We start from the raw sequence: 22,928 nt of genomic DNA, 5'->3' as shown, positions 1-22,928 counted from the left end.
TTACAGGTCCTCCGTGATGTCGGTGACTTCCTGCCGCTTCTGTTCGTACTCGGTGAACTCACTGAGTTGCTTGACCCTGTGTTCAAGGTCAACACCGGTCGAATGCTCCTGGTCCTGAAGGTCGTTGATCAGGGAATCGAGGGCCTCGTAGATTTCCCAGGCTGCTTGTTCGTATTGACTGCGAGCGAAGTCATGCAGGCGTGCAATGAATGTCACACCGTCGGCACCGTCCATATTTTGGAACCGCTCAACGTCCTCCTGAAAGGCCGTGAGTTTTACCTTTTCAGGCGACTCAGTGAGCGTTTCATAGGCATCTTCGTAACTCGACTTTATTGGGACGTCCATCGCCCCGGCGCACTTGTGTAGGGTCTCGAACCATCCAGCGAGCTCATTCACTGTATGACTACTGTCGTACCAAGTCTCGACGGGTCCAAGAGCTTCCTGAATGTGTGAAGCGTCTTCCTCAGCGGTGAGACGCTGGATCTCAGCTGCGTAGTTTGATATTCTATCGAGAAGACCAGTGATTTTCTCATCGTCACTTTTCTTGTAGGTCCCAAGTGAGGTACCTGCTTGCCTCCGTGTGGTTCCAACTTTGTAGGCGGCTGGTAGCTCAGCACCATCAATCATCATCGCAGCGTCGACATAGTCTTCGAAGTTAGATGCGACCTCTCGGCGTGCCTCAGATAAACGGTTATAGTCTACGACCTTTTCCTTCAGGAGGAAGAATCCCTCAACTAGGTCAGAAACATCGGAACTCTTGGTAGCTAATCCATTGAACGCTTGCACGAACGCACTGTTTTTATCAAAGTGTTCTCCAATCGGATTCTCGTAGTCACAGTTGGCATTGTATTCTCTAAATAGTAGCTCTGTGGACAGATCATCCTCCTCAACCCCGTCGGCGGCGTTAATCAGGAAGAATTGTGCTAACACCAGCGTCTTCTCAATGTCAAGTTCGGGAGGGAGTGCGTCTTCGATCTCCTCGCGCATCTCCCGTTTGAACTGAGCAACATTGGTGTCAGCCCACGCTCGCAACTGGTCGAAGTTGGTGTCAGTGGGTTCGAACGTACCGAAGAGTCCGTACTCGAGCATCGGGGTGTAGAGGTCAGCGTGCTCGGGCCCCCATTCGAGTTCGATGTCGATATTCGCCTGCCGCTGTTGATCCCCCTGAATCGATACCGGAATTTCGTCACCGCTGGTGTAGTAGATACCGCCTGTGTAACGGGTTGACGCGTTCGGGTTCCCAAGGCGAGTTGGCTCGTGCCAGCGCTCGAGGGTTTCGACGGCTCCGTCGTGAAGTGTGTCAGAGCTCGGATACTCCTCGCCGTTAGTTACCCAGTCTTGGAATTCCTGTACCTTCCGTCGCTTCTCCCGCTGCTCTTCGGTGAGTTCAGGTCCCGAATCTTGTTCTTCCTCTGTTTCGTCACTTTCCTTCGATTCCTCTCTTTCATCACCTTCCTGCGCTTCGTCGCTATCTTCTTCTCCGCTGTCTTCCGTATCGTCGTCCGATTTCACCTCTCGTTCGTCCAGGTCCGGATTGATTTTCTTCTCGAGTCCGCTCCACTGGCCCTTCTCAAAGATGATATAGTCGCCCGATTCCTCAACATTCTCGCTCGGGGGCGAAACGTCGAAGGCCTCGAATATGTCCTTTTGGACACCAACACCTCCCTTCTTAGAGACTCCATACCAGCGACTGATGTCCTGATGTACTTGCTGGTACTCGGAGTCGATGTCCAGCATTGGCCGATCGACAAACGAGTTCGACTTCATCGCCTCGTAGGGGGGCAACGTCGATTTCAGGCAGTGTTTCACGACCCGCAGGAGGAGCAACCGGGGCGTCTTGCGGTTACTCCCCTCGTCGTTCAGCTGGCGGTAGGCGACGTGGACGAACCGCTCGTTGAACGGGTACAATCCGTCGAAGACGTCCTCGACATTGCCCGGTGCTGCGTCTGCGCTAGAGTGCCGCTTGATCGCGTTGAGGTAGGAGCGAGTGAGCTCGACAGAGGCGTCGTCGTCTAAGAAGTAGGCCTCGCCGTTCTCGTCGGTCATCGTCAAATACCCCTCGGAGCGACCTTTCATGTACGTGGCCGCGTCCGAGCGGGTCATCGCGTCGTCGATGTTGTCCTGCTCCCACCCGATCGTCCAGCCGAGGACGATGTCGTAGTGACTGCTACTGAGCTCAAAGATATGGTCGAGGAGTTGCTCCTTCAGGACGCTGAACGTCGTGAGGTCCTCACAGATGAGGACTGGCCGAATACCCTTCTCCTGATACAGTTCCGAGTATTCCTGGAGTTGTTCCTTGAAGTCGCCCACGAGGTTGCGCGAGAGGTACTCGTGGGCTTCGTTCTTGAGGACTGAGTAGAGTAGATCCTTGTTTTCGGTGAGCTTGCCGCTGAAGCTCATCTGGAGCCGGAAATCCCGGAAGTCAGAACGGGTGAGGAGGTTAAAATCGGGGTTTTCGTCGCGGGATTCGAGAGCCTCTTGGTACTCTTGAATGTTCTTCGCGAAAATGCTGCGCAGGTCGCTCTTATCGCCGCGCTTTTCGGTGAGTTCCCGGACCTCCTGATCGGTGAAGTGGTCGGTCGACCAGATGCCACGCATGTACTCAACGATGGCGCTCGCGGCGTCGTCCGGGTCAAGGTCATCGATGTTCTGAACATCAGGATCAACCTCGAGCGGGTCGGTGAGGACGTCGATAATCTGGTCCATCCGAGTCTGACTGCGGGATACGTGAAGTGCCACGTAGTCCTCGATGCCCTCGTCGTCCTCTCCGTAGCCGTTGATCTGGTACTTCGTCCACTCACAGAGCTGGCTCTTCCCCGAGCCGGGTTCGCCGCGGACGATGAAGATGCGGTTCGGATCGGGGTCATCATCACTATCAGGCCCTCCGACAGTAGAGGCTGTGATAGAGTTGAGGACATCCTCTTGGGTGACGAAGTCGCCAGAGATGCCTAACGGAGTCAGCGTATCCGCGTATATCCGGTCGATGTCGACGTGGGTCTCCCTGAACTGCTCTGGCGTCTTCTTCGCCGTGTGGGCTTCCGAGGTGATGAAGTGATCGACCTCATCGTCGTCCCAGTGATGAGGCATCTCTCCGCCGGTCGAGGGTTTCTGAACGTTCTGGCTCATTGTCGGGTGAGGTGCTGAGTGAGGGGGTACTGGTATGCTGTTTCGTCGGGCCGTGAGTGGATTGAGATGCGTGTCGCGTCCCGTCGGTTTCCGCGAACGTCGTCATCGAGGTCTTCGGGCGGAATTTCCACGGCGTTCTGCGAATCGCCGGGACTTGACAGGGAGATCACGCCGACGTTCTCCATGTTGCGCAGGACGTCCGCGATGGCCGGGTGTACGTGGGGGGTGCCTGCTCGCTCCTCGTATACGGCGAACAGGTTGTCGTTGATCCAGTCGAGCACGCGGCGGAACTCGCCGTTCTCGACTTCGACGGTGTTGTAGTCTGGCTCTTCGTTGGCTTCAGTTGGGGCGAGTACGAGTGCGTCATGGAGCAGAGCACGGCAGGGACTCAGGATGAGGTCGTGATCGGTTTCCGTTATCAGGCCCAATTGATCACACAGCGTCACCCACATGTCGATTTTCTTTTTAGTCCAGCTAAAGTTGTAATCTGTTTCACGCTTCAGGACGGTTTTCAAGTCGTCCCGGCCTTCACTCACCGTTCGACTCCCTTCACTCAGTAGAGCGCGGTAGACGGCAGCAAAATGCGTCTGCCGTCCATCTTGCTGGATACAGTGATACAGTAGACGAGCCTCGAATGGAAGCTCCCTGAAATGATCCTGATTGATTCGTTCAACAGTGCTTCTGATGTCACCTGACGGGCTTTCGACCAGATCGACCGCATTCAGGAATCGAACCGTCTCCTCCACGTGGTCGGTTTGGAGTCCCTCCGTGGTCGGACGCCCAAACTTGTTCGTTAGTTCGTTGACGCTGGTGGTACCCTGGATGGCGTTGTAGATGTGTTTGAGCTCGGGCGCCCGCACCGAGATGTACCCGGTGAGTAGCTGGTCTGGCTTCGAGTTAGCTGGTGTGTATGTCGTGCTCATATGTTCTCTTGGTGGCGGTAGCGATAGTTGTCGAGCCGGGTTTCCTCGAAGTCCACCCGCTCAAGTGCGTCGAGCATGCTGTTCGCGATCTCCTGTGTCGGTCCCCACTCGGTCCATGAACGAAGCGCCTCCCGAATGCGCTCAGAGTAGTCCTCAAGCACCTGTTCGACATCCTCCCGAATCAGGTAGTACAGCGGGTCCCACGCCGGGCTGTCCGCTGGAATTTCTGTGTAGTCGAAGAGGTCTGGGATGGAACTCGCTTTGAGACCGGCCTGCTTGTGATGAGCAGAAATTTGGTGGAAGTACAGGTTCTGCGTCGACGAGAGCGGTAAGTCCGAGTGGAGATTGTACTGAAGATAGCGCTTCAGCAACCCTTTATACTCGGTGACAGTGCACTCGAACTCGTCGATAAACGACTTGCCGGGCTTCTGCGTGTGACGGGGCATCCTGGGAGTGCTGGTGTCGGTGACAAGTACATACGGGATCCCCTCGGGTCGCTCCCGAAGGAGTCGCCGCACAACGTCCTGATCGTCGAAGGTACTCTCCCTATCCCGTAACTCGCCAGTCAGCATCTCTTGGCTGACGTAGTGAATTAAGGGAAACTCGACGTCCCTCACCCCGTTCGCCCGTAGGTTCTCGTTCGCCACGAGGTCGTATTCGACGAGTCGCAGGCCGTTATCGTAGATGCCGGGGTGGGCGACGTGCCGGAGACCGAACTGCGCGAGGAACGGCAGTGACCTGAGTTGTGCGCGGGCCTGTGAGCCAGTCTTCGAGAGTTGTGAATCCCGAACCACGAGAAACGAATCTCGTGTTCCGATGAAATCTGCGAGTGCTGACGTCTCTGAGTCGGGTGGGTCTGTCATTCTTCTGGGATGCTTGGGTTGTTAGCGGCGTCTGTGTGGGATGGTTGTCGCCGTTCGTTCACATTCATCCCCATAGCCGTAGCTACGGGATACAGACCTTCTCCGGCCTGCTCGTGATGAATGCTTCTGTGAACTAATCATGCTCCCGATACCATAAATGTGTCGGATATATTATAATTACAGGGATGCCTCTCTTTGTGCCGGTGGTGGCCATCACCCGGCACGAAGTGTGCGAACGACCACCAGTTTATAGCCGGGCATAAAATAATTATCGTCGATGAAATAGTTCTCCATTGATTGCATTGATCTGGGACAGTTCAGAGGCCCGTCCAGGGAACTGCTGAGTTAGACGCCTCTGAACCGCATTTCTATCCTAATATCGTGGAGACTGTTGCACTATTCCGGAACAGTAACGGAGGTTCGACCTAGTGTCTCATGCATGAGGACGTACCTCGCGCCACTAGGGTTCGATAGTCGGCGTGTCGTTCGACCGGTATTGAGCGAAGGATTAGACGAATCGGATCGGGTTGTACTCCTCCAACCCACGAATAGTTCCGACCAAAGCGAGGACGCATTCGAAGAGGTGGCAGAAGTGTTGACGCAGGTCGTCCCAGACCTCGAGTTGGAATCAGAGCATCTTCCGTATACAGATTTTGTAGAAACGACGCTTCTCTGCGCAGACCTCATACAGGCGGCGGAAGGTGAAACGATCGTCATTCTCGGTGGCGGTGCGCGAGAAATTTTACTTCCGTTGACGGTTGCCACGTTCTCCAACGAGAATCACATCGACACCGTCCTCCAAATCGGTGATATTGACAGTAGTGTACGACGAATTCCTCGTTTAAACCTCCAGGGGAATATCTCCAATGCTGAAGCAACGTTGCTCGCGGATCTCACAGAATTAGATACACCGTTATCCATCAGCGACATAGCTACCGAGATTGAGAAATCGAAAAGCACTGTTGCTCGCCACGTCGATAGTTTAGAATCAGAAGGGTTTGTCACGACTGCAAAACAGGGCCGAACGAAAACCGTAGAACCGACCGACAGCGGTCGAATTTTTCTGAGTAGTAGAGGATCAGATCATCGGCTACACTAGGTGTAATACCATATTCTCGATAATGGACCAACTGCTACTGTCTACACGTCCGACAACTGTTCAGCCGAGTTGTTCATTTCTTAATAGTATAAAAATTAAACTAGAGAGCGGGAGAGAATCTATCCCGAACCGAGCGCCAGCGACTGCAACCGCGATAGCAAGTAGTGGACACCGCATGACGCTGCCGTTTGCAGTGTCGCCCCCTCAGCGCTGCTCCCCAAACTGACCGGCCTCCTCACAAAACGCACCGCGGTCGAGACCGCGAAGTGCCTTTGCAGTCATCTGGCCGACGTCGAATGGGCCAGAATTGAACCACGCGACGAACCGGTCAGCGACATCGGCTGGACCGAACACTCCCTGCTCAGCAAGACTACTTGCGATACACAGCGCTTGCTCATGCATGGAGATCATCGATGCGCCCTGAATAGAGGTGGAATAGGCTGTGGGAAGTGAAATCGGCTCGTCTGGGACCTGGTGCGATACGGAGGAACAGGTAGCTTGGCCAGAGTGGTCACCTAGTGACAAGGGCACGAACAGTCCCTACGGCGACCCAGACGATTGGTCTAAAGTGCAGGCCATCGGAAACGGCTCGGACCAACGGCAAGCAACCGTAAATCGAGACGCGAACGGCGATCCTCTCGGTATCGCGATTATGCTGAGTGCTGCCGAGTTGCGTCTGCTTGGAGTCGATCTTGACGGCGTCTACGCCCTCGATTACTGGATAGAGAACGACCAACTTCGATTTGCCGAAGTGAGATCGTCACGTGCCAGTACAGAACCTCGGAAGGATGTCTGAGTCGCAACCCGCTACCGCATATCCGACCGAAGAGCAGTACGATCGATGGACAGACCGTGCGGAAGAGTACGGGATGAGCATCAGCGAATTCATTCAAGCGATGGTGGAGGCTGGACTGAAGAAGTTCGATGCTCGCGTTGAACCGGACGAATCTCATCGTGAGCTGCGAGAGCAACGTAACGATATAAAAGACGAACTCGAACGCGCCCGAGACCGCATCGACACGCTAGAGGATCAACTCCATGGGACGGAACGCGAGACGATCCGGACCTACGTCGAGAAACACCCTGGAGCAACATACGAGGATGTCACGAAGCATATCATCGACACTGCTCCCGATCGAGTAAACGGGCATCTGGATGCGTTGCAGGGCGACTCGATAGAGACCGTCGGTGATCGGTACTATCCTGCAACGATGAAGCCACGGGAGGAGGTCGCAGATGCCGCGTGAACTCTCCGAGGATCCGAAAGACCGCCTCGGCGTCTACAAGCGACTCGAGGAGGTACCTTCGCGGTACCGCCTGAACCAGCACGCTGCTGCGTATCGCGACAAAGACGTCTGGGAGACGTTCCTCGAGGACCATCTGTTCCCGCAGTATTCGAGTGATCGGTACCAGCAGGACACTCGCCGTGCGGGACAGCTCTGAAAGGAACACGTGGCCGATCGTGGTCGACACCACGCACTCGCGACCCCTACTGACGTCAACCAGTGGTGTAAATCACTACTGGACCGACGGAACGTCAGGACGGTGTACAACCATTACTGGGTTCGTTTAGAGCGGTTCTACAACTGGCTGCTCGCACGAACTGATCATCCACATGTTTACCAGCCGTTCCTGATGGCTGCGGTGGAGTACGGTACCGCTAGCCGAATTTGGGACGCAAAAGTCAGTTCGAGGAAACACCCATGAGTAATGAAAACAGGAACAACGACGGTATCGACGCACAGCGCCAGGCGTTCGCTGACGCGTTCGACCTGGAAGCTGATCCGCTCGCGAAGTACGAAGAACAGTTTCAGACCCTCGATGTCGACCCTCTGGAGGTATACATGACGGAGGTTTTGGAGTCGCGAGGGCTCTCGACGAGTCGAGAGAACGATTATCGCAGGATCTTCCGGCAGTTCAAAGAGCACATGTGGCAGCAGGGTCGGCACTACACGTGTGCAAACACAGGCCACATCACGAGCTTCGCCGAAGCGCAGCGGACCGATCGAGGCCATGATGTCGGAACTATCAAATCACACCTACGTTCGCTGAACCCCGCCTATCAGTATTGGCAGCGCGAATCGGTGTTTCCTCACGGTGAGGACTTCAACCCGATCGAGGCCGCTCGTGAAAAGATCCCGTTCCGGGAGTGGAAGAGTGAAGAACCCGACATAGATCATCCAAATGTTCCCCTCGAAGACCTGCAAGAGGGAGTCAGGACGATCAAGTACATCAGAGACAGATGCTTTGTCGGCACGCAACTCAAACTCGGGATGCGAGCAGAAGCTGTCTGCAACAGTAAGCTCAAAGACGTGAGCATCCAGCATCCAGACATCAAGGAGAGCTATCCGGAACTGGGAACTCATCCCCAGATTCGTGACTACGAAAATGCGATCTACATCCCGCCCGCAGACGAGCGGGATGGAAACAAGTCCAAACGAGGGCGCGTCCTACCGCTGGACGACGAAATGCGTCAACTCCTAGTCCAGTGGCTGCTCATTCGACCAGACAACGGTGAGCCATGGCTGTTCCTCTCCGACCAGCGCCACGACCAACTGTGGCCGAAAAGGATCAACGAGGCGTGGAAGACCGGGTTCCATCCTGAGTACGCCGAAACCGAGCACCACGAAGCAGTGACGAGTCACTTCGGACGACACTGGTTCTCCAGCTTCTGGCGTATCGACCAGGATCTCAACCGAGAGCTAGTAAAGTACATGCGCGGAGACGCGATCGGCGACGCAGCAGTCGACTACGGTGAAGCGATCGACGTGTATCTCCACACGTACTACGACGACATCGAGGACATCTACCGTGAGAACGTCTTCAAGTTAGGTATCGGACCGTACTGAATTCAGCCATACACACATTCGACACACACTGGCTGAAGGTTTGATACTATATAGCATCCCAAGGGATTCTCCTTTCGTATTGTAAGTTCCTTTCTCATATCCCCACACCGAGCGCATTCTTCTGTGTCCGCCGTTACAGCGAAGAATATTCTTCGACGATGTGCTCTATCAATATCTTCTATAGGGGACGTCGCTAATTCAAGTTGGTCAACAATATCGACACTCTTCTTGTTCCCTTTTCCTTGATTACAAAATCTGCACAATACTTGGAAATTATCTAAGGAATTATCTCCAAAATGCGAGAGAGGCTCGATATGATCTAATTCTGGTGCGGTTTGCTTCTGTGAATATTCATGTATTGGTTTGTACTCATCCCTATTCTCGAAGGCTTTTGAATTATTCTCATTTCCTATCCTTACATTACAATTCTCGCATCTATTTGACTGATCTTTCAGAAGTTTCTTCTTGATCGTGTCTGAATACGAGATGCTTCTGCTACTTTCATCCCAGTCGTCCCAAAGTCGGCCCAAATTCTGCCCTAAACTCTTTGCGAGGTTATCCTCTAAATCAAAATCCTGTTCCAAATATTCAATAATCATCTCATAAGGCTCATATTCTTCATCAAATTGTCCACTTACTAGCGCTTCGCCATTATGTTTCGCCAGAGCATCTCTTGGTGTCAGATGTGCTGCTATTCGAAGGACTGACTCCCTTACTCTTTGGTGGTCGGTCAAAGAGAGATAGCGATCAAATGCAGCTAAATCATCTACTGAATAGTCAGTGAGATCACCTCCAAGTTTCTCATGAAGACGAGAGAACACCTCATCACCTGACATTAGAACCCTTTATTGAAAATTCGCAGTCGAGGGAGGCCTTTTTCATTAGTATCTGCTGCCTTTTCTAATTCTTCTCGGAAGTTCCGTCGATTTTCGCTGGTACTTAGACCACCGGTATTCCACTTGTCACGGTAGAATTTTTCAGGAATATCATCAACTATATTTTGTATCTCTTCAGTAAACACCTCATCATCTTCCAAAACGTATTCCCACAAAGAATCTCTAACATCTTCTTCGAGTTCATCTAAGAACTCCTGTCTATTTTCCTGCTTATCTGCCAACTCTTCAAGAATATATTCTTGGAGGACTCGCATAGGATCCTTCCGGAAGAATTGTTCTGGATATTCCTCATCGAAATCTTCTCTTCCTTCTCTTGCTGCTTCTGCATCTTCCCAAAGATCATCATAGTGGTCCTTAATTGCAGACCAGAAAGTATAGAATTTGTTTATTCTATAGGACACATCGTCCCACTCCTCTATGTTTTCATAGAGGGCATCATGGCCTCCCTTCATCTCTACAAATCGGTTCATAAGCATATACATATCTTTGAAATCAATAGCACCTGTTTGCTCACCTACCTTCTCTTCGTAATTTATCATCTGGTGGAAAGGAGATCGCTCTTCCACATCGGCCATGTAAGGATAACGGGCCTTATCAACATCTACACCCGCCCTAAGAAGTCGATCCATTAGTTCATTAGACTCTTTCTCTGAAAGAGCAGTCGCAACTGTAATCAGGAGTTCTTCTTGAGAAATCGGTTCTGCCTTGTCATTAATTATATAAAAGTGATAGACCTGCTCTTTCTCTTCAAGACCAGGGATGAGAACTATCGGATAGCGAATTTCCTCTTGATACTTTTTTGCCCCAAATACTCTATGTTGACCATCGATAATTAACCCTGGTTTGTGTACTCTCTCGGCATATTCACCCAGTAGGTCTTTTTTATCCTGATCTATATGGTCCCAATTATTTAGAGACTTTTTAAGTTCGCCAGTTTTTCTTGCTAAGTATGAAACAGGATCCTCACCGTTTCCATCCGACATGTCTTCCTCATCAACCCCATCCTCTGCATCGGGCTCATAATCCTCACCCACCTGATCTACATACTCCTGCCCAGTCTCTTCAAGTCGGTGATAAAGATTCTCATAGGCCTCCTCGAGCAATTCTTTGACTGTTCGCTCCGGTGGGGAAGAAATTGTTATGTCTACTCTGTCCCCCTCTTGCTCTTCTATTTCAAGGTATTCTTCGTTGACAGTTACAAGAATAGCACCAGGAATTATATTAATATCTGTTGATAGAAAGTCTTTAATCTCTTCTAATCTGTGCTCCTTGAGTTGTCTTTGATACCCATTCATGAAGTCCGCGTTAGAACGGGGAACTTCTGCCCAATCAGTTAACTCAGAGGCCCCAGAGGTCAGGACATAGAGGTCTGGTGCATCATCGTTCTCTCGGTGGTCCACGTCCAGACCGTGATATTCCGTGGTTTCGCTATCGTCGTCTGGCATTATTGGTTAACTGGCAGGAAAAGCGATAAAGGTCTTTGGGTCTGCTAAATTACGATACTCAAGCAATCTTCAGCCGCCAACTGCTAGCGAATCTTCGTTTCCGAGCATCGCAATCATATTGTCAAATACTATATTAGCTTACAGTGGATCCCACCGATACGGATCCGGCTATTATACAGCAGAAATAAAGTGAGGGCGTAAAGTTATGCTGGGGTCAGAGTCGATCCAAATAGTCCCGCCGCTGTTCCATCTTCTCTTTCTCAGTACGCCGGTCGTAGTGTTGTTCGATGACTGCGGGGCTCACGTTCGCGCGATCGCTGACAACGTTGTCTGGAAGGTCACTGTTGAGCGAGTGCGTGATGCTGCCTCTGCGGATGGCGTGGGGGTTGACGTTCGCAGGACACCTGAATGCCTCCTGGTCGTTGACAGCAGCCTCACACTCTTCTGGGTCCCGATCCTCGGGGCATTCTGCCCCACGGAAGCACGGCCGGGTTGCTTGGTAGACGTACTTCCTGAGCGTAGTCTTGTTCGCGCGACCCTCCCTCGTCGCGACAAGCGGTTCACGCCCGAAGTCGTCGGTCACGTTCGGACGCTTCTCTTCGATCCAGTCGTCGATCAGCATGCAGATGTCATCCGATAGCGCGACCATGCGCTCACCATCTTTCTTGTTCTTGATTGGCGTGTCAGTCTCTGGGCGATGGTGGACCTCGATGTACTGCTCGCCAGGATTGTAGTCGTCGATGTCGAGGGCGTTGACGCTGCTGACACGCATCATCGTATGCCACATCAGCGCGACGGTGACGTGTTCACGGGATGCGTAGTCGTACTTGGCAAGGTACGAGAGAACCGCTTCGGCTTCTTCGGTCTCAAGCATCTCGTCGCGGGTGTTTTGCTCTGGCGTCATTGACGGCGAACGGACCTTCGTCGAGAGGTCCTGCTCGACGGCGTCGATCGACTCGGCCCAGCGGATGAACACGCGCAGCGTGTCCATCTGGGTCTTCTCGCTGGCAACCGAGAGATCACCGTCGTCGCGCCGCCAGAGGCGGTACTGTTGAAGTTTGCGACCGGTAAGGTCGTTGAGGTTGTCGATGTCCTCCATCTCGCACCAGCGCAGGAAGTGCTTGAGGCGGTACCTGTGCGACTGAATCGAACTCTCAGCGAGTTCGGCTTCCTTGTCCGTGAGGTACAGCTCGAGTGCTGTCTCCGGATCGATTGGCTCGAGACTCATAGTCGTGAGTCGCGAACCGATAACGGGTCGATCTGAGCACCACGATTTCCCCGCGTTCGTCAGACCGAACGAGAGTAATTCTGCGGGCATCTGAGTGCCTGTGAGCCTGTAGCGCCCATCCTGTTCCCGCCCGTTTCGGGACTAATCTTAATCAGCCAATATCGGTCCTGTATACCTCATTATCCGACATTTCAGCCTGTTCTAAATCAGGGGTCTAAATCGGATACAAGACGGAAACCACTCGCGGACCCGTTACGTCGGGCGTTTTCCTTCGCAAACGAGGGGTGGTCGCCGTGACGCTCGAGACGCTGTTAGGCGTGCAGTCGACTTTTTCGAGCACGACGCGAGTCGATCGGCGACGGCCGTTGCGATGGCCGCGCCGATGCGGTCGGCGGATTCGGAGCAGTCCCAGACGTGGGCTCCGGTTCGGGTGACGGTCATCCAGTCGACGTAGCCGTGGCGGTCGAGTTCGAGCAGGAGGGACTCGAGCACGGCGTCGTCGGGGGCGACAGCCCAGCGCGTCCTCGATGGCCGCGGCCAGTTGCTCAGTCGTGGCGACGATGCCGGTTTCGCGGTCGATATCGTGAGTCTGTGGGCCGATGACGGGGTTGGCCGGGACGGCGGCCGGTTGGTCATGATCCGACACCGGACGTAGCGGTAATAGGGCTGCGATCCTCCCGGACACGAGGGAGCGGCGGGAACCGAAGCGCCGCGGTCGCGGGACATCTCGAGAGACCGGACGCAATGCGTGTCGCAGCCGCTAACCCCGGGAAACGGCGATCCAACGCCTGACATTACGTTTCGGGCAGTTCGTTGATGATGACGACTGCCTCGCCATCGATGACCGTCTCGTCGGCCTCGTCGACGACCCGCGTATGCAACCGATAGCGGTCGCCACCGAGGTCCTCGACGATCTCGCACTCCGCCGTGACTCGCCCACCGATTCGGACCGGACCCGTAAACTCGAGGGTCTGGGAGAGGTAGACCGTCACGCCGGGGAGTCGGGCCAGCGCAGCGCTGATCGTTCCGGCGACGAGCGTGCCGTGGGCGATCCGGCCGCCGAACTGGGTGTCCTCGGCGAAGTCCGATTCGAGGTGGAGTCGGTTGGTGTCCCCGGAGACCTGTGCGAACGCGGTCACGTCGGTATCCGCGATCAGTTTGCTGAACCGAACGTAGTCGCCGACGCCGAGCGAGTCGTAGTCGTCGGTCGAGCGCTCCATGACCCAGGTTTCGTCGCCGAACGAGACATCGGCGGTCGGCGACGGCGTCGTCGTTTCGGCCGCCGCTGACGCGTCCATCCCCGCGGAACTGAACCCCATCGCGGCGAGGAGCGCGTTGTTCGCCTCGAGATAGCTATTGACGACGTGTTTCGAGATGCTGGTCCACTGTTCGGCCGCTGGCGTGGCGGTGGCGCTGTCGGTGTCCGGACATTGGCTGCTCATAGGTGTGAATCTGGGACCGTCCCGATCGACGGGGGTCGATTCCGCGTACAGCTAGTACGGTCCCCGTCTTTGGCGTGTCGCCAAAGCATGTTGGGCGACCAACGGGAGCTCTCTCGAGCGGTGACTGATTCGGCGTCGAACACCCGAGGAGGCCGATCCGAGCCGTCCCGTAACGCCGGGCAGCGTTCCCTCGCGGCGGCGCGACCGGAGCTAGGCCGCGGGGAGCCGGTCGAGGAAGTCGGCCGCGATCGCGTTGAACGCCAGCGGCCGGTCCTGATTGACGAGATGGCCGGAGCCGGCGAGTTCCCGCTGGTCGCCGTCGGCGACCGCCGCGGCGATCTGCCGGCCCTGTCGCTTGACCAGCGGCGCTTCCTGTTCGCCGTGAACAACGAGCGTCGGCGTTTCGACACCGGTCAGCGCCGGCGGGTCGTACCGATAGAGCGCGTCGAAGATCTTCCGGAATTCGGTCGACGGGATGTCGCCGACCGCTTCGATCGCCTCGGCTCTGACCGCGGGATCGACTGCCAGCCACCGCTGGCCGGTCGTCGCCTGAATCGAGGACAGCATCGACCGGAACGTCCCTTTCGAGCCCGAGACCGACAGCGACATGGACAGCGCCGGCAGCGGCGACCAGAACGACTTCAGTCCCGCCGGCAACTCGATCGGTGGCATCGACCGCACTGCGCCGCCGAGGATCGCGCCCGCCGTATCGTCCGGGTGGCGGTCCAGATACTCCTGGACGACCATCGAGCCCAGCGAGAGGCCACAGAGGGTCGGCCGCTCGAGGTCGAGCGCCGACAGCAGGGCCTCGAGATCGTCGGTGAAGAGGCCGATCGAATACTCGTCCGGGTCGGTGCTGCCGGTCTCGCCGTGGCCCCGAACGTCGAGCGTGACGACGCGGTAGTCGTCGGCGAAGCGTTCGACCTGGGGGTCCCAGGCCCGGCCGTTCATCCAGCCGCCGTGGACGAACACCAGCGGCGGGCCGTCGCCGCTCGTCTCGTACCAGATGGTCCCGTCCGCGAGTTCGAGTTCCGCCATACGCCCTCTGGAACGCGCGCGCTCTTACAATACCGGGTTGCGTTCGACGTGTTGCGAGGGTGCCAAAAGAATATCGGGGTCGCGCGAGCGGCGACGCGGTCAGTCTTCGGTACCCGTCTCGGTCCGCACCCAGCGGTCCCAAAACGAGTCGAAATCGGTCTCGTCCTCGGTGAGCCGGTCCCACTCCGCGAGCCCGCGTTCCTCTCGGGAGCCGGGGATCGTGTTGTCGAGTACGAGCGCGGCGAGGCCGCCGACGGCCATGCCGGTCGAGCCGATGATGAAGACGGTGTCGACGACGGCCTGTGCGGCGGCTTCGATCCAGATCGCACTCGATCCGCCCGTGCCGACCAGCGAGTCGACCGTCGCCTCGAGCCCGACGGCCTCGCGGAACGCGAGCGTGCTCTCGAAGTTGCCCATGTACGCCGGAATAGCCAGCCCGACGAAGAGGGCAAAGCCGATGACGAACGTGTTGCGCGAAGAGTCCAGATCGACGTGGCGCAGGTTCGAGACCCCGACGGCGACGATCTGGCCGAACATGGCGATGAAGAGGCCGCCGACGATCGGGTCCGGGATCGTCGCGATCAGTTGGCCGAAGTAGCCGATAAAGCCGACGAACAGCATGACGACGGCCCCGATCTGGACGACGTACCGCGAGGCGACGCCGGTCAGGCCGATCGCGCCGATGTTCTCGGAGTAGGAGGTCGAACCGCCGGTTCCCATCACGCCGGCGAAGATGTTCATCAACCCCTCCATGCCGATGCCGTGGTTGATCCGTTTCCCGCTCGGCGCGCCCGAGCCAGTGATGTTGGCCACCGCGTAGTAGTCGCCGATGCTCTCGACGATCGAGGCCAGCACGCCGGCGAACATCCCGATGACGAAGGCGGTCGTCACCTGCGGAACGCCCCACTGGAAGGGGTAGATCGGCAACAGCAGTCGCGTGTCCGCGACCTGCTCGAGGTCGACGAAGCCGGGATGGCTCCCCCCGATGACGCCGGCGACCGAGAGCGCCGCTGCGACGACCCAGGCGATGACTAGCGCCAGAATGACCGGATACAGACGGAACGCCCTGTGTTTGACGTCGAGATACTGCGAGAACAGCAGGATGAGGCCGAGCGTGAGGCCGAGCAGCCACCAGCTCTGATCGGGTGTCGTGATCTGCGGTGCGCTGAACAGCGACAGCCCGATCAGTGCGATCGTCGGGGCGATGACGACCGGCGAGAGGAACCGTCGGAGTTTCCCGACCAGCCCGAAGTATCCCATTGCGACCTCGACGACCGCAGCGACGATGATCGCTCCCTGTAACTGCAGCAATGCGGCTTCCCAGCCCGCGCCCCCGGAGACGCCGCCGGCGGTAACGACGCCGACGATCGCAAGCGCGGGTGCGAGCATCGAGAACGGCGCGCCCTGGACGATCGGATACCGGTTGCCGAACGTCGTCTGCGCCAGCGTCGCGATCCCGGAGACGACGAAGAACGTTCCGATGAACCGCGCGGTCACGCCGGGATAGTCCGTCATTCCCATGGCACTCGCCAGGATCAACGGTACCGCGATGTTCGCACCCACCATCGTCAGATAGTGCTGGATACCCAGCACGATCGATTCGCCGAGCGGCGGCTGCTCGTCGATTCCATACTCGATATCGTCGCCGACGGCCCCGTCGGCGACTGGCTCGTCCCCCGTCATCGATTCTCGTCGGATAACGGCGGAGGGTGTTCAAAGGGGTGTTGGTCCGTCCCTGGCAGTCCCGCCTACCGTCGGGTCTCGTCCGCGGCGGTCTCGGCGGCGGCCCGAACGGTCTCGACCGACAGCGAGGCGAGATCGACGAGTTCGCCGTCGGTTTCGGTCGCAACCAGTTCCGAGAGGCCGGCCCGGGAATCGTCGCCAGCGTCGACGACGACGACTCGAGTATCGCTGGACGCCAGCGCTCGAGCCGCAGTCCGGGTCGCCTCGGTGGGGCTCCCGTCGGCGACGTTCGCCCGGCCGTCGGTGACGAGGACGACGACCGAGGCGTCGGTATCGGCGCGCTCGAGCACGCGGCGCGAGGTCTCGAGGCCGGTCGGCAGCGGCGTGCGGTCGCCGGAGGGGAGGTCCTTGAGGTGCCGAGCCGCCAGCGAGACGCTGTCGGTCGGCGGGAGCAAGACGTCGGCGTCCTCGCCGGCGAACGCGACGAACGAGACCTGATCGCGGTGTTCGTAGCTGTCCCGCAGGAGTTCGAGCACGACCCCTTTCGCGGTGCGCATCGCCGGCCGCATCGAGGCGCTGGCGTCGACGGCGAAGACGATCGTCACCGAGGTGTCGCCGGTCCGGACCGACTGCCGGAGATCGTCCTCGCCGACGCGGGACGCCCCGCGGGCGGCGGCCGACCGGACCGACGCCGCGGCGTCGATCGAGCCCTCGCCCGAGGCGGGTTCGGTGCGCACGCGAGCGCCCCGGTTGGCCGTGCTCGGCGAGGAACTCGCACGCGTTCCGGTCGCGGTCGCCGTGTCGCCGTCGACGGTCGGCGACTCGAGGTCAGGAGCCCGTGCTTCGCCGATGCCGGCCCGCCGCTGGCCCGGCACGAGCGGCTGGGCGGTTTCCTCGACCTCGTCATCGGGCGACGCCTCCGAATCCGATTCCCCGTCGCTCGAGCCGTCATCCGACCCGCCGTCGCCGGCTTCGGCGGGCGACTGGTCCACCGAGTCGGGGCGGTCACCGTCGTCGGGGCGGTGCTCGGGACCGCGGTCAGTGCCGGCGCTGTCCCCGTCGCCATCGGGACCCGCACCGTCGCTCGAGTCCTCACCGTCCGGGCCGTCGTCTCCCCCGTGCCCGTTTCCCTCGTCGCGATCACCGCGGTCGGCACCGTCGCCCGGATCGGACTCGGCGTCGCCGTCCTCGCCGTCCGTTCCCTCCGCGCTGTCACCGTCGTCCGCGTCACCCTTCTCTTCCCCGTCGGCCTCGTCCGGCGACTCCTCGTCGAACCGATCCTCGAGCAGGTCGTCGAGATCGGGTTCGTCCTCGAAGGGCGTACTCCGGAGGCGATGGGGGAGGGCGTAAGTCGCCGCCTCGTGGACGTCGGACTCGATGACCGTCTCGCGGCCCTCGAGCGCGGCCAGCGTCATCGCGGTTCGAGCCGTCGCCACGTCGCCGCGGTGGCCGTCGACGCCGGCCTCGAGACAGAGTTCGGCGATCTCGGCCTTGAAGTCGGGTGGGAGGTCGACGCTCGAGAGGCGGTCCCGAGCCGCTGCCAGATCGTTTCGGAGGGTCTCCACTGCGTCGGCGTACTCCCGGTCCGGGCCCGGTTCGGTGCCGCCGTCGGCCTCGAGCGCGCGGTCGATGATCTCGACGCGGTCGTCGATCTCCCGGCAGCCCTCGACGCTGGCCTGGAGGGCGAAGCGGTCCCGCAGTTGCGGGCGCAGGTCACCCTCCTCCGGATTCATCGTTCCGATCAGGGTGAACTCGGCCGGATGGGAGACGCTGATCCCGTCGCGCTCGACGGTGTTGACGCCGCTTGCGGCGGCGTCGAGGATGACGTCCACGAGGTGGTCATCGAGCAGGTTGACCTCGTCGACGTAGAGAATGCCCCGATGGGCGCGGGCCAGCAGGCCGGGATCGAAGTCGGCCTCGCCGGCCAGCGCGTCCTCGACCGAGAGGGTGCCGACGACGCGGTCCCGGGTCGCCCCGAGCGGAAGCGTGACGAGCGGGACCGGTCGCGTCTCGACCGGCAGGTCCGCGGGATCACGTTCGCGGCAGTCGGCACACTGCAGGTCGGGGTCGTCGGGTGAACAGCCGTACGGACAGTCCGCCACGGCCCGCTGGTCGGGCAGGAGATCAACGAGCGCCCGAACCGCGGTCGACTTCGCGGTCCCTTTCTCGCCGACGATCAGAGCCCCGTCGAGACCGTCGTTGGCCGCGACGGCGAGCAGCACGCGCTTTAGCTCGTTCTGTCCGACGATCGCCGGAAAAGGGAGTGACGATAGCTTTTTGCCCCCGGCGTTTACAACCATGCTTGAGCTAATACAACAGAGGTTTAAAAGTACGATGACACGGATCGGGATCTATACTGCGACGGAGAACGAACTCGGCTCGATCGGCCGGGCCGCCCAGCGACTCGAGGACGTCGAACTGGTCGTCCGCTCGGAGAGCGACCTCGAGGACGAGGCCGACGTCGAGGAGTTCGTCGAGGAATTGCACGACGCCGCGGCGGCGATCTTCTGGCTGCACGGGGCCGAAGACAGCATGCCGGGCTACGACTACGCGACGGGTGCGCTCGCCGAGGCGGGCGTCCCGCTGATCGTCAAGGCGACCGGCGACGCCTTCGCGTTCGAAGATACGACGGTCGCGGACGCCCACCGGGACCGGGTCTACGACTACCTCGAAAAGGGTGGCACGATCAACGTCGCGAACCTGTGTCGGTTTCTCGCTGCGGAGTACGAGGGCCGCGATATCGAATACGATGAGCCAACCGAACTCCCCACGGAGGGCGTTTACCACCCCGATCATCCGGGCATCGAGTACGAGGACCTGCTCGAGACCCACGACCCCGACAAGCCGACGGTCGCGGTCTGGTTCTACGAGTCCCACTGGACCCACGAGAACACCCGGTACGTCGACGCACAGGTCCGGGCGCTCGAGGAACAGGGGGCCAACGCCCTGCCGATCTTCTGTAATCCGGCCACGGACACCGACGAGCAGGAGGACGCCGAGTGGGTCACCGACAACTGGCTGCTCGACGACGCAGGCCGGCCGGACGTCGACGCCGTACTCTCTTCCTTTATGTTCTCCCTCTCGATGGACGAGCGCGGCCGCAGCGCCGACGACGAAGGCAGTTCCGCGGAGGATGTCTTTCTCGATCGGCTCGGCGTGCCGGTCCTCCAGACGGTTACCACGATGCGCTCGCGTTCCCGGTACGAGTCCAGCGACACGGGCGTGATGGGCTTCGAACTCGCGCTCTCGGTCGCGCTGCCGGAGTTCGACGGCAACGTGATTACGCACCCGATCTCGGGCAAGGAACGCACCGACGACGAGGCCGGCATCGGCTCCGCGCCGAAACACCACTTCCCGATCGAAGACCGCATCGACCACGCGACCCGGCTGGCGGTCAACTGGGCCGAACTCCGACACACGCCGAACGAGGACAAGCAGATCGCCGTCGTCCTCCACAACTACCCGCCCAGCGACGACGGCATCGGGACGGCGTTCGGACTCGATTCGCCCGAATCGACGGTCAACCTGCTCGCGGAACTCGAGGCTCGCGGCTACGATCTGGGCGGCGAGGCGCGAAGCGCCTCGGAAACGTCGAGCGGGGAGCAGAGCGACCCGCGAGACGACGACATGCCGGACAGCGGACAGTCCCTCGTCGAGAAACTGACCGCCCAGCTCACGCTCGAGGACCGCTGGGTCGCGCCGGAAGACGTCCGCGACCTCGCCGTCGACGTGGTCTCGCCGGACACCTACGCGGAGTGGTTCGCCGACACCGACGAGCGCTTTCAGGAGAACATCATCGAGGAGTGGGGCGAGGTCCCCGACCGCCCGTTCGCGATCCCGGGCGTCGAGTTCGGTAACGTGCTCGTCACCGTCCAGCCGCCGCGCGGGTTCGGGATGGACCCCTCGAAGGTCTACCACGACTCGAACCTGCAGCCGCCACACGACTACTATGCGTTCTACGGCTGGCTGCGCAATACGTTCGAGAGCGACGCCGTGGTCCATCTGGGCACCCACGGCAGCCTCGAGTGGCTCCCCGGCAAGACCGTCGGGCTCGACGGCGAGAGCGCGCCCGATCAATTGATAGACGACATCCCGAACGTCTACCCCTACATCGTCAACAACCCCGGCGAGGGGACCCAGGCCAAGCGCCGCTCCTACGCTGCTATCGTCGACTATCTGACGCCGGTCATGCGATCGGCCGGCACCTACGACGAACTCTCGGAACTCGAGGAGTTGGCGAATCAATACCGCGAGGCCGGGATGGAGGACGCCCGCGCCGACGACGGCCAGCACCTCGAAGCCCTCATCCGCGAAAAAGTCGACGAACTCGATCTCGCCGTCGAGCTGGGGATCACGGGCTCTATCGACGAGAAAGCCGATGTCCGCGGCCCCGACGAGGCGGGCTCGACACCTGCGGAGGGCGACGTTGACGGCGACGAGGTCGACATCGATGAGCTCGTCGAACGCGTCCACGAGTACCTCACTGATGTCAAGACGACCCAGATCCGGCTCGGACTCCACACCATGTCCGAGCCGCCGGCCGACGAGCGCCTCGTGGAGTACCTCGTCGCGCTGACGCGACTCGAGAACCCCGGCGCGCCGAGCCTGCGCGAGAGCGTGGCCGGCGTCCTGGGCGTCGACTACGAGAAAATGCTGAACGCGCCCGGCGAGTACGACGACGCCCTCGGGATGACTTACGCCGAGGCCGCCGACGAGGTCTACGAGACCAGCGTCGCCCTGATCGAGACGCTCGCCGAACACGACTTCGACATTCCGGTCTCGGAGCGTGAGGCCGGCCCCGACGACGAGGTGAATATGAACCTCCTCGTCGTCGACCTCGAGACGATCGGCGACGGGCGCGCGAAATCCGGTGCGCACAACGACCTGCGGGAGGCACTCGCGTACATCTGCGAGGAAGCCCAGCCGCGCGTGCAGGGGGCCGAAGACGAGATTCCCCGCACCGCCGACGCCCTCTCGGGCGAGTACGTGCCCCCGGGCGGCTCCGGCGCGCCGACCCGCGGCGGCGTCGATCTACTGCCGACCGCGCGGAACTTCTACACGCTCGACCCGCGCAAGGTGCCGGCGAAGGCCGCCTGGCAGGTCGGGAGCGAAGTGGCGGAGGGGGTCCTCGAGCGCCACCACGACGAGAACGGCGAGTACCCCGAGGAGATCGGCGTCGTCGCGTGGGGGACCCCGACCGTCCGCACTCGCGGCGAGACGATCGCGCAGGTGCTTGCCATGATGGGCGTCGAACCGCAGTGGACAGACGCCGGCCGGATCGACGACGTCGAGCCGATCCCGCTCGAGGACCTCGACCGGCCCCGCATCGACGTGACGACCCGTGTCTCGGGTCTGTTCCGTGACGCCTTCCCGGCCGCGGCGGGGGTCATCCACGACGCCGTCGACGCCGTCGTCGACCTCGACGAGCCCCACGAAATGAATTACGTCAAAAAGCACGTCGAGGAAGAGCAGGCGGAACTCGAGGCGGAAGATGGTCTCGACGAATCGGACGCCCGCAAAGCGGCCAAACACCGCGTCTTCACGACCCGGCCCGGCGGCTACGGTGCCGGGACGAACAAGGCGGTCGACGAGGGCAACTGGGACGACCGCGCCGACCTCGCCGATGTCTACGTCCAGTGGGGCGGCTACGCGATGGGCTCGAGAGGGCGCGTCTCCGACGCCCACGACGCCTTCGAGCGTCGCCTCTCGTCCGTCGACGCGACGGTGAAGATCGAGGACACGATGGAACAGGACGAGTTCGACTCCTCGGACTGGTACGCCTTCCACGGCGGCTTCATCTCCGCCGTGAGCGAGATTTCGGGCGCGGAGCCCGCCTCCTACGTCGGCGACTCTTCCGACCCGGACAACGTCGACGTCTACACGAACGAGGAGAAGGTCCGCAAGGCCATGCGCTCGCGCGTGTTGAATCCCGACTGGCTCGAGTCCATGGAGGACCACGGCTACAAGGGTGCGGGCGACCTCTCGACGACGGTCGACGTGACGCTGGGCTGGGACGCGACCACCGGCGTCGTCTCGGATACGCTCTGGGCGGAGGTCGCCGAGAAGTTCGCCTTCGACGAGGACCGACAGGACTGGATGCGCGACGTGAACCCGTGGGCGCTCGAGTCGATCACGGACACCTTACTCGAGGCGATCGAGCGGGACCTCTGGGACGCCGACGACCAGACGGTCGACCAACTGCGCGATCTGAACCTCGCGGTCGAGGGTGACCTCGAGGCGCGGACGACCAATGAGGCCGTCGGTACGGAGGTATCGACCGATGACTGACGACGGGAGCGAACGGGTTCGCCCGACGATCGATAGTCGGAGCCCGGA

The 22,928-nt window shown here is 59.5% G+C and carries 16 protein-coding genes; 5 read left to right on the top strand and 11 right to left on the bottom strand.

Going from position 1 to position 22,928, the window contains the following annotated elements:
- The 3 genes from FGF80_RS12250 to FGF80_RS12240 are packed head-to-tail and all read right to left on the bottom strand — an operon-like array spanning position 1 to position 4,912.
- Entirely contained in the window at positions 1–3,126 is a 3,126-nt protein-coding gene (locus FGF80_RS12250) for a hypothetical protein (RefSeq protein ID WP_138654296.1), read from the bottom strand.
- Positions 3,123–4,049, bottom strand: coding sequence for a hypothetical protein (locus FGF80_RS12245; protein ID WP_138654294.1), 927 nt, complete (start codon positions 4,047–4,049; stop codon positions 3,123–3,125). Before FGF80_RS12245 ends, FGF80_RS12250 begins: the two co-directional genes overlap by 4 nt.
- Positions 4,046–4,912: a hypothetical protein gene (locus FGF80_RS12240; protein WP_138654292.1), complete on the bottom strand. Its 867-nt coding sequence runs from the start codon at positions 4,910–4,912 to the stop codon at positions 4,046–4,048. Before FGF80_RS12240 ends, FGF80_RS12245 begins: the two co-directional genes overlap by 4 nt.
- Positions 4,913–5,351: 439 nt before the next feature.
- Between FGF80_RS12240 and csa3 the strand changes: the two genes are divergently transcribed.
- Positions 5,352–6,011, top strand: coding sequence for a CRISPR-associated CARF protein Csa3 (gene csa3 / locus FGF80_RS12235; RefSeq protein ID WP_138654290.1), 660 nt, complete (start codon positions 5,352–5,354; stop codon positions 6,009–6,011).
- Positions 6,012–6,215: 204 nt separating this feature from the next.
- Here csa3 and FGF80_RS19935 read toward each other — a convergent pair whose 3' ends face one another.
- Positions 6,216–6,413: an ADP-ribosylglycohydrolase family protein gene (locus FGF80_RS19935; RefSeq protein WP_394348253.1), complete on the bottom strand. Its 198-nt coding sequence runs from the start codon at positions 6,411–6,413 to the stop codon at positions 6,216–6,218.
- A 362-nt stretch (positions 6,414–6,775) separates the two neighbouring features.
- Between FGF80_RS19935 and FGF80_RS12225 the strand changes: the two genes are divergently transcribed.
- From FGF80_RS12225 to FGF80_RS12215, 3 genes are all read left to right on the top strand, one after another.
- On the top strand, positions 6,776–7,258 hold the full coding sequence (locus FGF80_RS12225; RefSeq protein ID WP_202978776.1) for a hypothetical protein: 483 nt from the start codon (positions 6,776–6,778) through the stop codon (positions 7,256–7,258).
- Positions 7,248–7,454, top strand: a complete 207-nt coding sequence (locus tag FGF80_RS19415; RefSeq protein ID WP_202978775.1) for a hypothetical protein — start codon at positions 7,248–7,250, stop codon at positions 7,452–7,454. The genes FGF80_RS12225 and FGF80_RS19415 overlap by 11 nt, the downstream gene beginning before the upstream one ends.
- A 260-nt stretch (positions 7,455–7,714) precedes the next feature.
- Positions 7,715–8,860 carry a tyrosine-type recombinase/integrase gene (locus FGF80_RS12215; protein WP_138654286.1) on the top strand — a complete coding sequence of 382 codons (1,146 nt, stop codon included), beginning with the start codon at positions 7,715–7,717 and terminating at the stop codon, positions 8,858–8,860.
- Between the two features lie 2 nt (positions 8,861–8,862).
- Here the strand turns inward: FGF80_RS12215 and FGF80_RS12210 are convergent, their stop codons facing one another.
- The 7 genes from FGF80_RS12210 to FGF80_RS12175 all read right to left on the bottom strand — a co-directional run bounded on the left by FGF80_RS12210 (position 8,863) and on the right by FGF80_RS12175 (position 18,892).
- On the bottom strand, positions 8,863–9,696 hold the full coding sequence (locus FGF80_RS12210; RefSeq protein ID WP_138654284.1) for an HNH endonuclease: 834 nt from the start codon (positions 9,694–9,696) through the stop codon (positions 8,863–8,865).
- A complete protein-coding gene (locus FGF80_RS12205; RefSeq protein ID WP_138654282.1) occupies positions 9,696–11,201 on the bottom strand; it encodes a ParB N-terminal domain-containing protein in 1,506 nt (501 codons plus the stop codon). The genes FGF80_RS12210 and FGF80_RS12205 overlap by 1 nt, the downstream gene beginning before the upstream one ends.
- A gap of 214 nt (positions 11,202–11,415) precedes the next feature.
- On the bottom strand, positions 11,416–12,429 hold the full coding sequence (locus FGF80_RS12200; protein ID WP_138654280.1) for a tyrosine-type recombinase/integrase: 1,014 nt from the start codon (positions 12,427–12,429) through the stop codon (positions 11,416–11,418).
- Positions 12,430–13,223: 794 nt separating this feature from the next.
- A complete protein-coding gene (locus FGF80_RS12190; RefSeq protein WP_138654278.1) occupies positions 13,224–13,871 on the bottom strand; it encodes a MaoC family dehydratase in 648 nt (215 codons plus the stop codon).
- A gap of 210 nt (positions 13,872–14,081) precedes the next feature.
- Positions 14,082–14,909: an alpha/beta fold hydrolase gene (locus FGF80_RS12185; protein WP_138654276.1), complete on the bottom strand. Its 828-nt coding sequence runs from the start codon at positions 14,907–14,909 to the stop codon at positions 14,082–14,084.
- A gap of 99 nt (positions 14,910–15,008) precedes the next feature.
- Complete coding sequence (locus FGF80_RS12180) at positions 15,009–16,592, bottom strand: uracil-xanthine permease family protein (RefSeq protein ID WP_138654274.1); 1,584 nt, start codon at positions 16,590–16,592, stop codon at positions 15,009–15,011.
- 65 nt (positions 16,593–16,657) lie between these two features.
- Entirely contained in the window at positions 16,658–18,892 is a 2,235-nt protein-coding gene (locus tag FGF80_RS12175) for a VWA domain-containing protein (RefSeq protein ID WP_138654272.1), read from the bottom strand.
- Between the two features lie 34 nt (positions 18,893–18,926).
- Between FGF80_RS12175 and cobN the strand changes: the two genes are divergently transcribed.
- Positions 18,927–22,880: a cobaltochelatase subunit CobN gene (gene cobN, locus FGF80_RS12170; RefSeq protein WP_138654270.1), complete on the top strand. Its 3,954-nt coding sequence runs from the start codon at positions 18,927–18,929 to the stop codon at positions 22,878–22,880.
- Positions 22,881–22,928 lie beyond the last annotated feature (48 nt).

The organism is Natrinema pallidum, from assembly GCF_005890195.1.
Classification (GTDB): domain Archaea; phylum Halobacteriota; class Halobacteria; order Halobacteriales; family Natrialbaceae; genus Natrinema; species Natrinema pallidum.
The sequence above is the reverse complement of the archived record's forward strand: the minus strand, read 5'-3'. Positions and strand labels throughout refer to the sequence as shown.

Bases quoted from the DNA above. Each gene is read 5' to 3' on its own strand.
- csa3 (WP_138654290.1), top strand. From the start codon at position 5,352: ATGAGGACGTACCTCGCGCCACTAGGGTTCGATAGTCGGCGTGTCGTT.
- FGF80_RS12175 (WP_138654272.1), bottom strand. From the start codon at position 18,892: ATGGTTGTAAACGCCGGGGGCAAAAAGCTATCGTCACTCCCTTTTCCG.
- FGF80_RS12250 (WP_138654296.1), bottom strand. From the start codon at position 3,126: ATGAGCCAGAACGTTCAGAAACCCTCGACCGGCGGAGAGATGCCTCAT.
- FGF80_RS12215 (WP_138654286.1), top strand. From the start codon at position 7,715: ATGAGTAATGAAAACAGGAACAACGACGGTATCGACGCACAGCGCCAG.
- FGF80_RS12190 (WP_138654278.1), bottom strand. From the start codon at position 13,871: ATGAGCAGCCAATGTCCGGACACCGACAGCGCCACCGCCACGCCAGCG.
- FGF80_RS12205 (WP_138654282.1), bottom strand. From the start codon at position 11,201: ATGCCAGACGACGATAGCGAAACCACGGAATATCACGGTCTGGACGTG.
- cobN (WP_138654270.1), top strand. From the start codon at position 18,927: ATGACACGGATCGGGATCTATACTGCGACGGAGAACGAACTCGGCTCG.
- FGF80_RS19935 (WP_394348253.1), bottom strand. From the start codon at position 6,413: ATGCATGAGCAAGCGCTGTGTATCGCAAGTAGTCTTGCTGAGCAGGGA.
- FGF80_RS12185 (WP_138654276.1), bottom strand. From the start codon at position 14,909: ATGGCGGAACTCGAACTCGCGGACGGGACCATCTGGTACGAGACGAGC.
- FGF80_RS19415 (WP_202978775.1), top strand. From the start codon at position 7,248: ATGCCGCGTGAACTCTCCGAGGATCCGAAAGACCGCCTCGGCGTCTAC.
- FGF80_RS12245 (WP_138654294.1), bottom strand. From the start codon at position 4,049: ATGAGCACGACATACACACCAGCTAACTCGAAGCCAGACCAGCTACTC.
- FGF80_RS12200 (WP_138654280.1), bottom strand. From the start codon at position 12,429: ATGAGTCTCGAGCCAATCGATCCGGAGACAGCACTCGAGCTGTACCTC.
- FGF80_RS12210 (WP_138654284.1), bottom strand. From the start codon at position 9,696: ATGTCAGGTGATGAGGTGTTCTCTCGTCTTCATGAGAAACTTGGAGGT.
- FGF80_RS12240 (WP_138654292.1), bottom strand. From the start codon at position 4,912: ATGACAGACCCACCCGACTCAGAGACGTCAGCACTCGCAGATTTCATC.
- FGF80_RS12180 (WP_138654274.1), bottom strand. From the start codon at position 16,592: ATGACGGGGGACGAGCCAGTCGCCGACGGGGCCGTCGGCGACGATATC.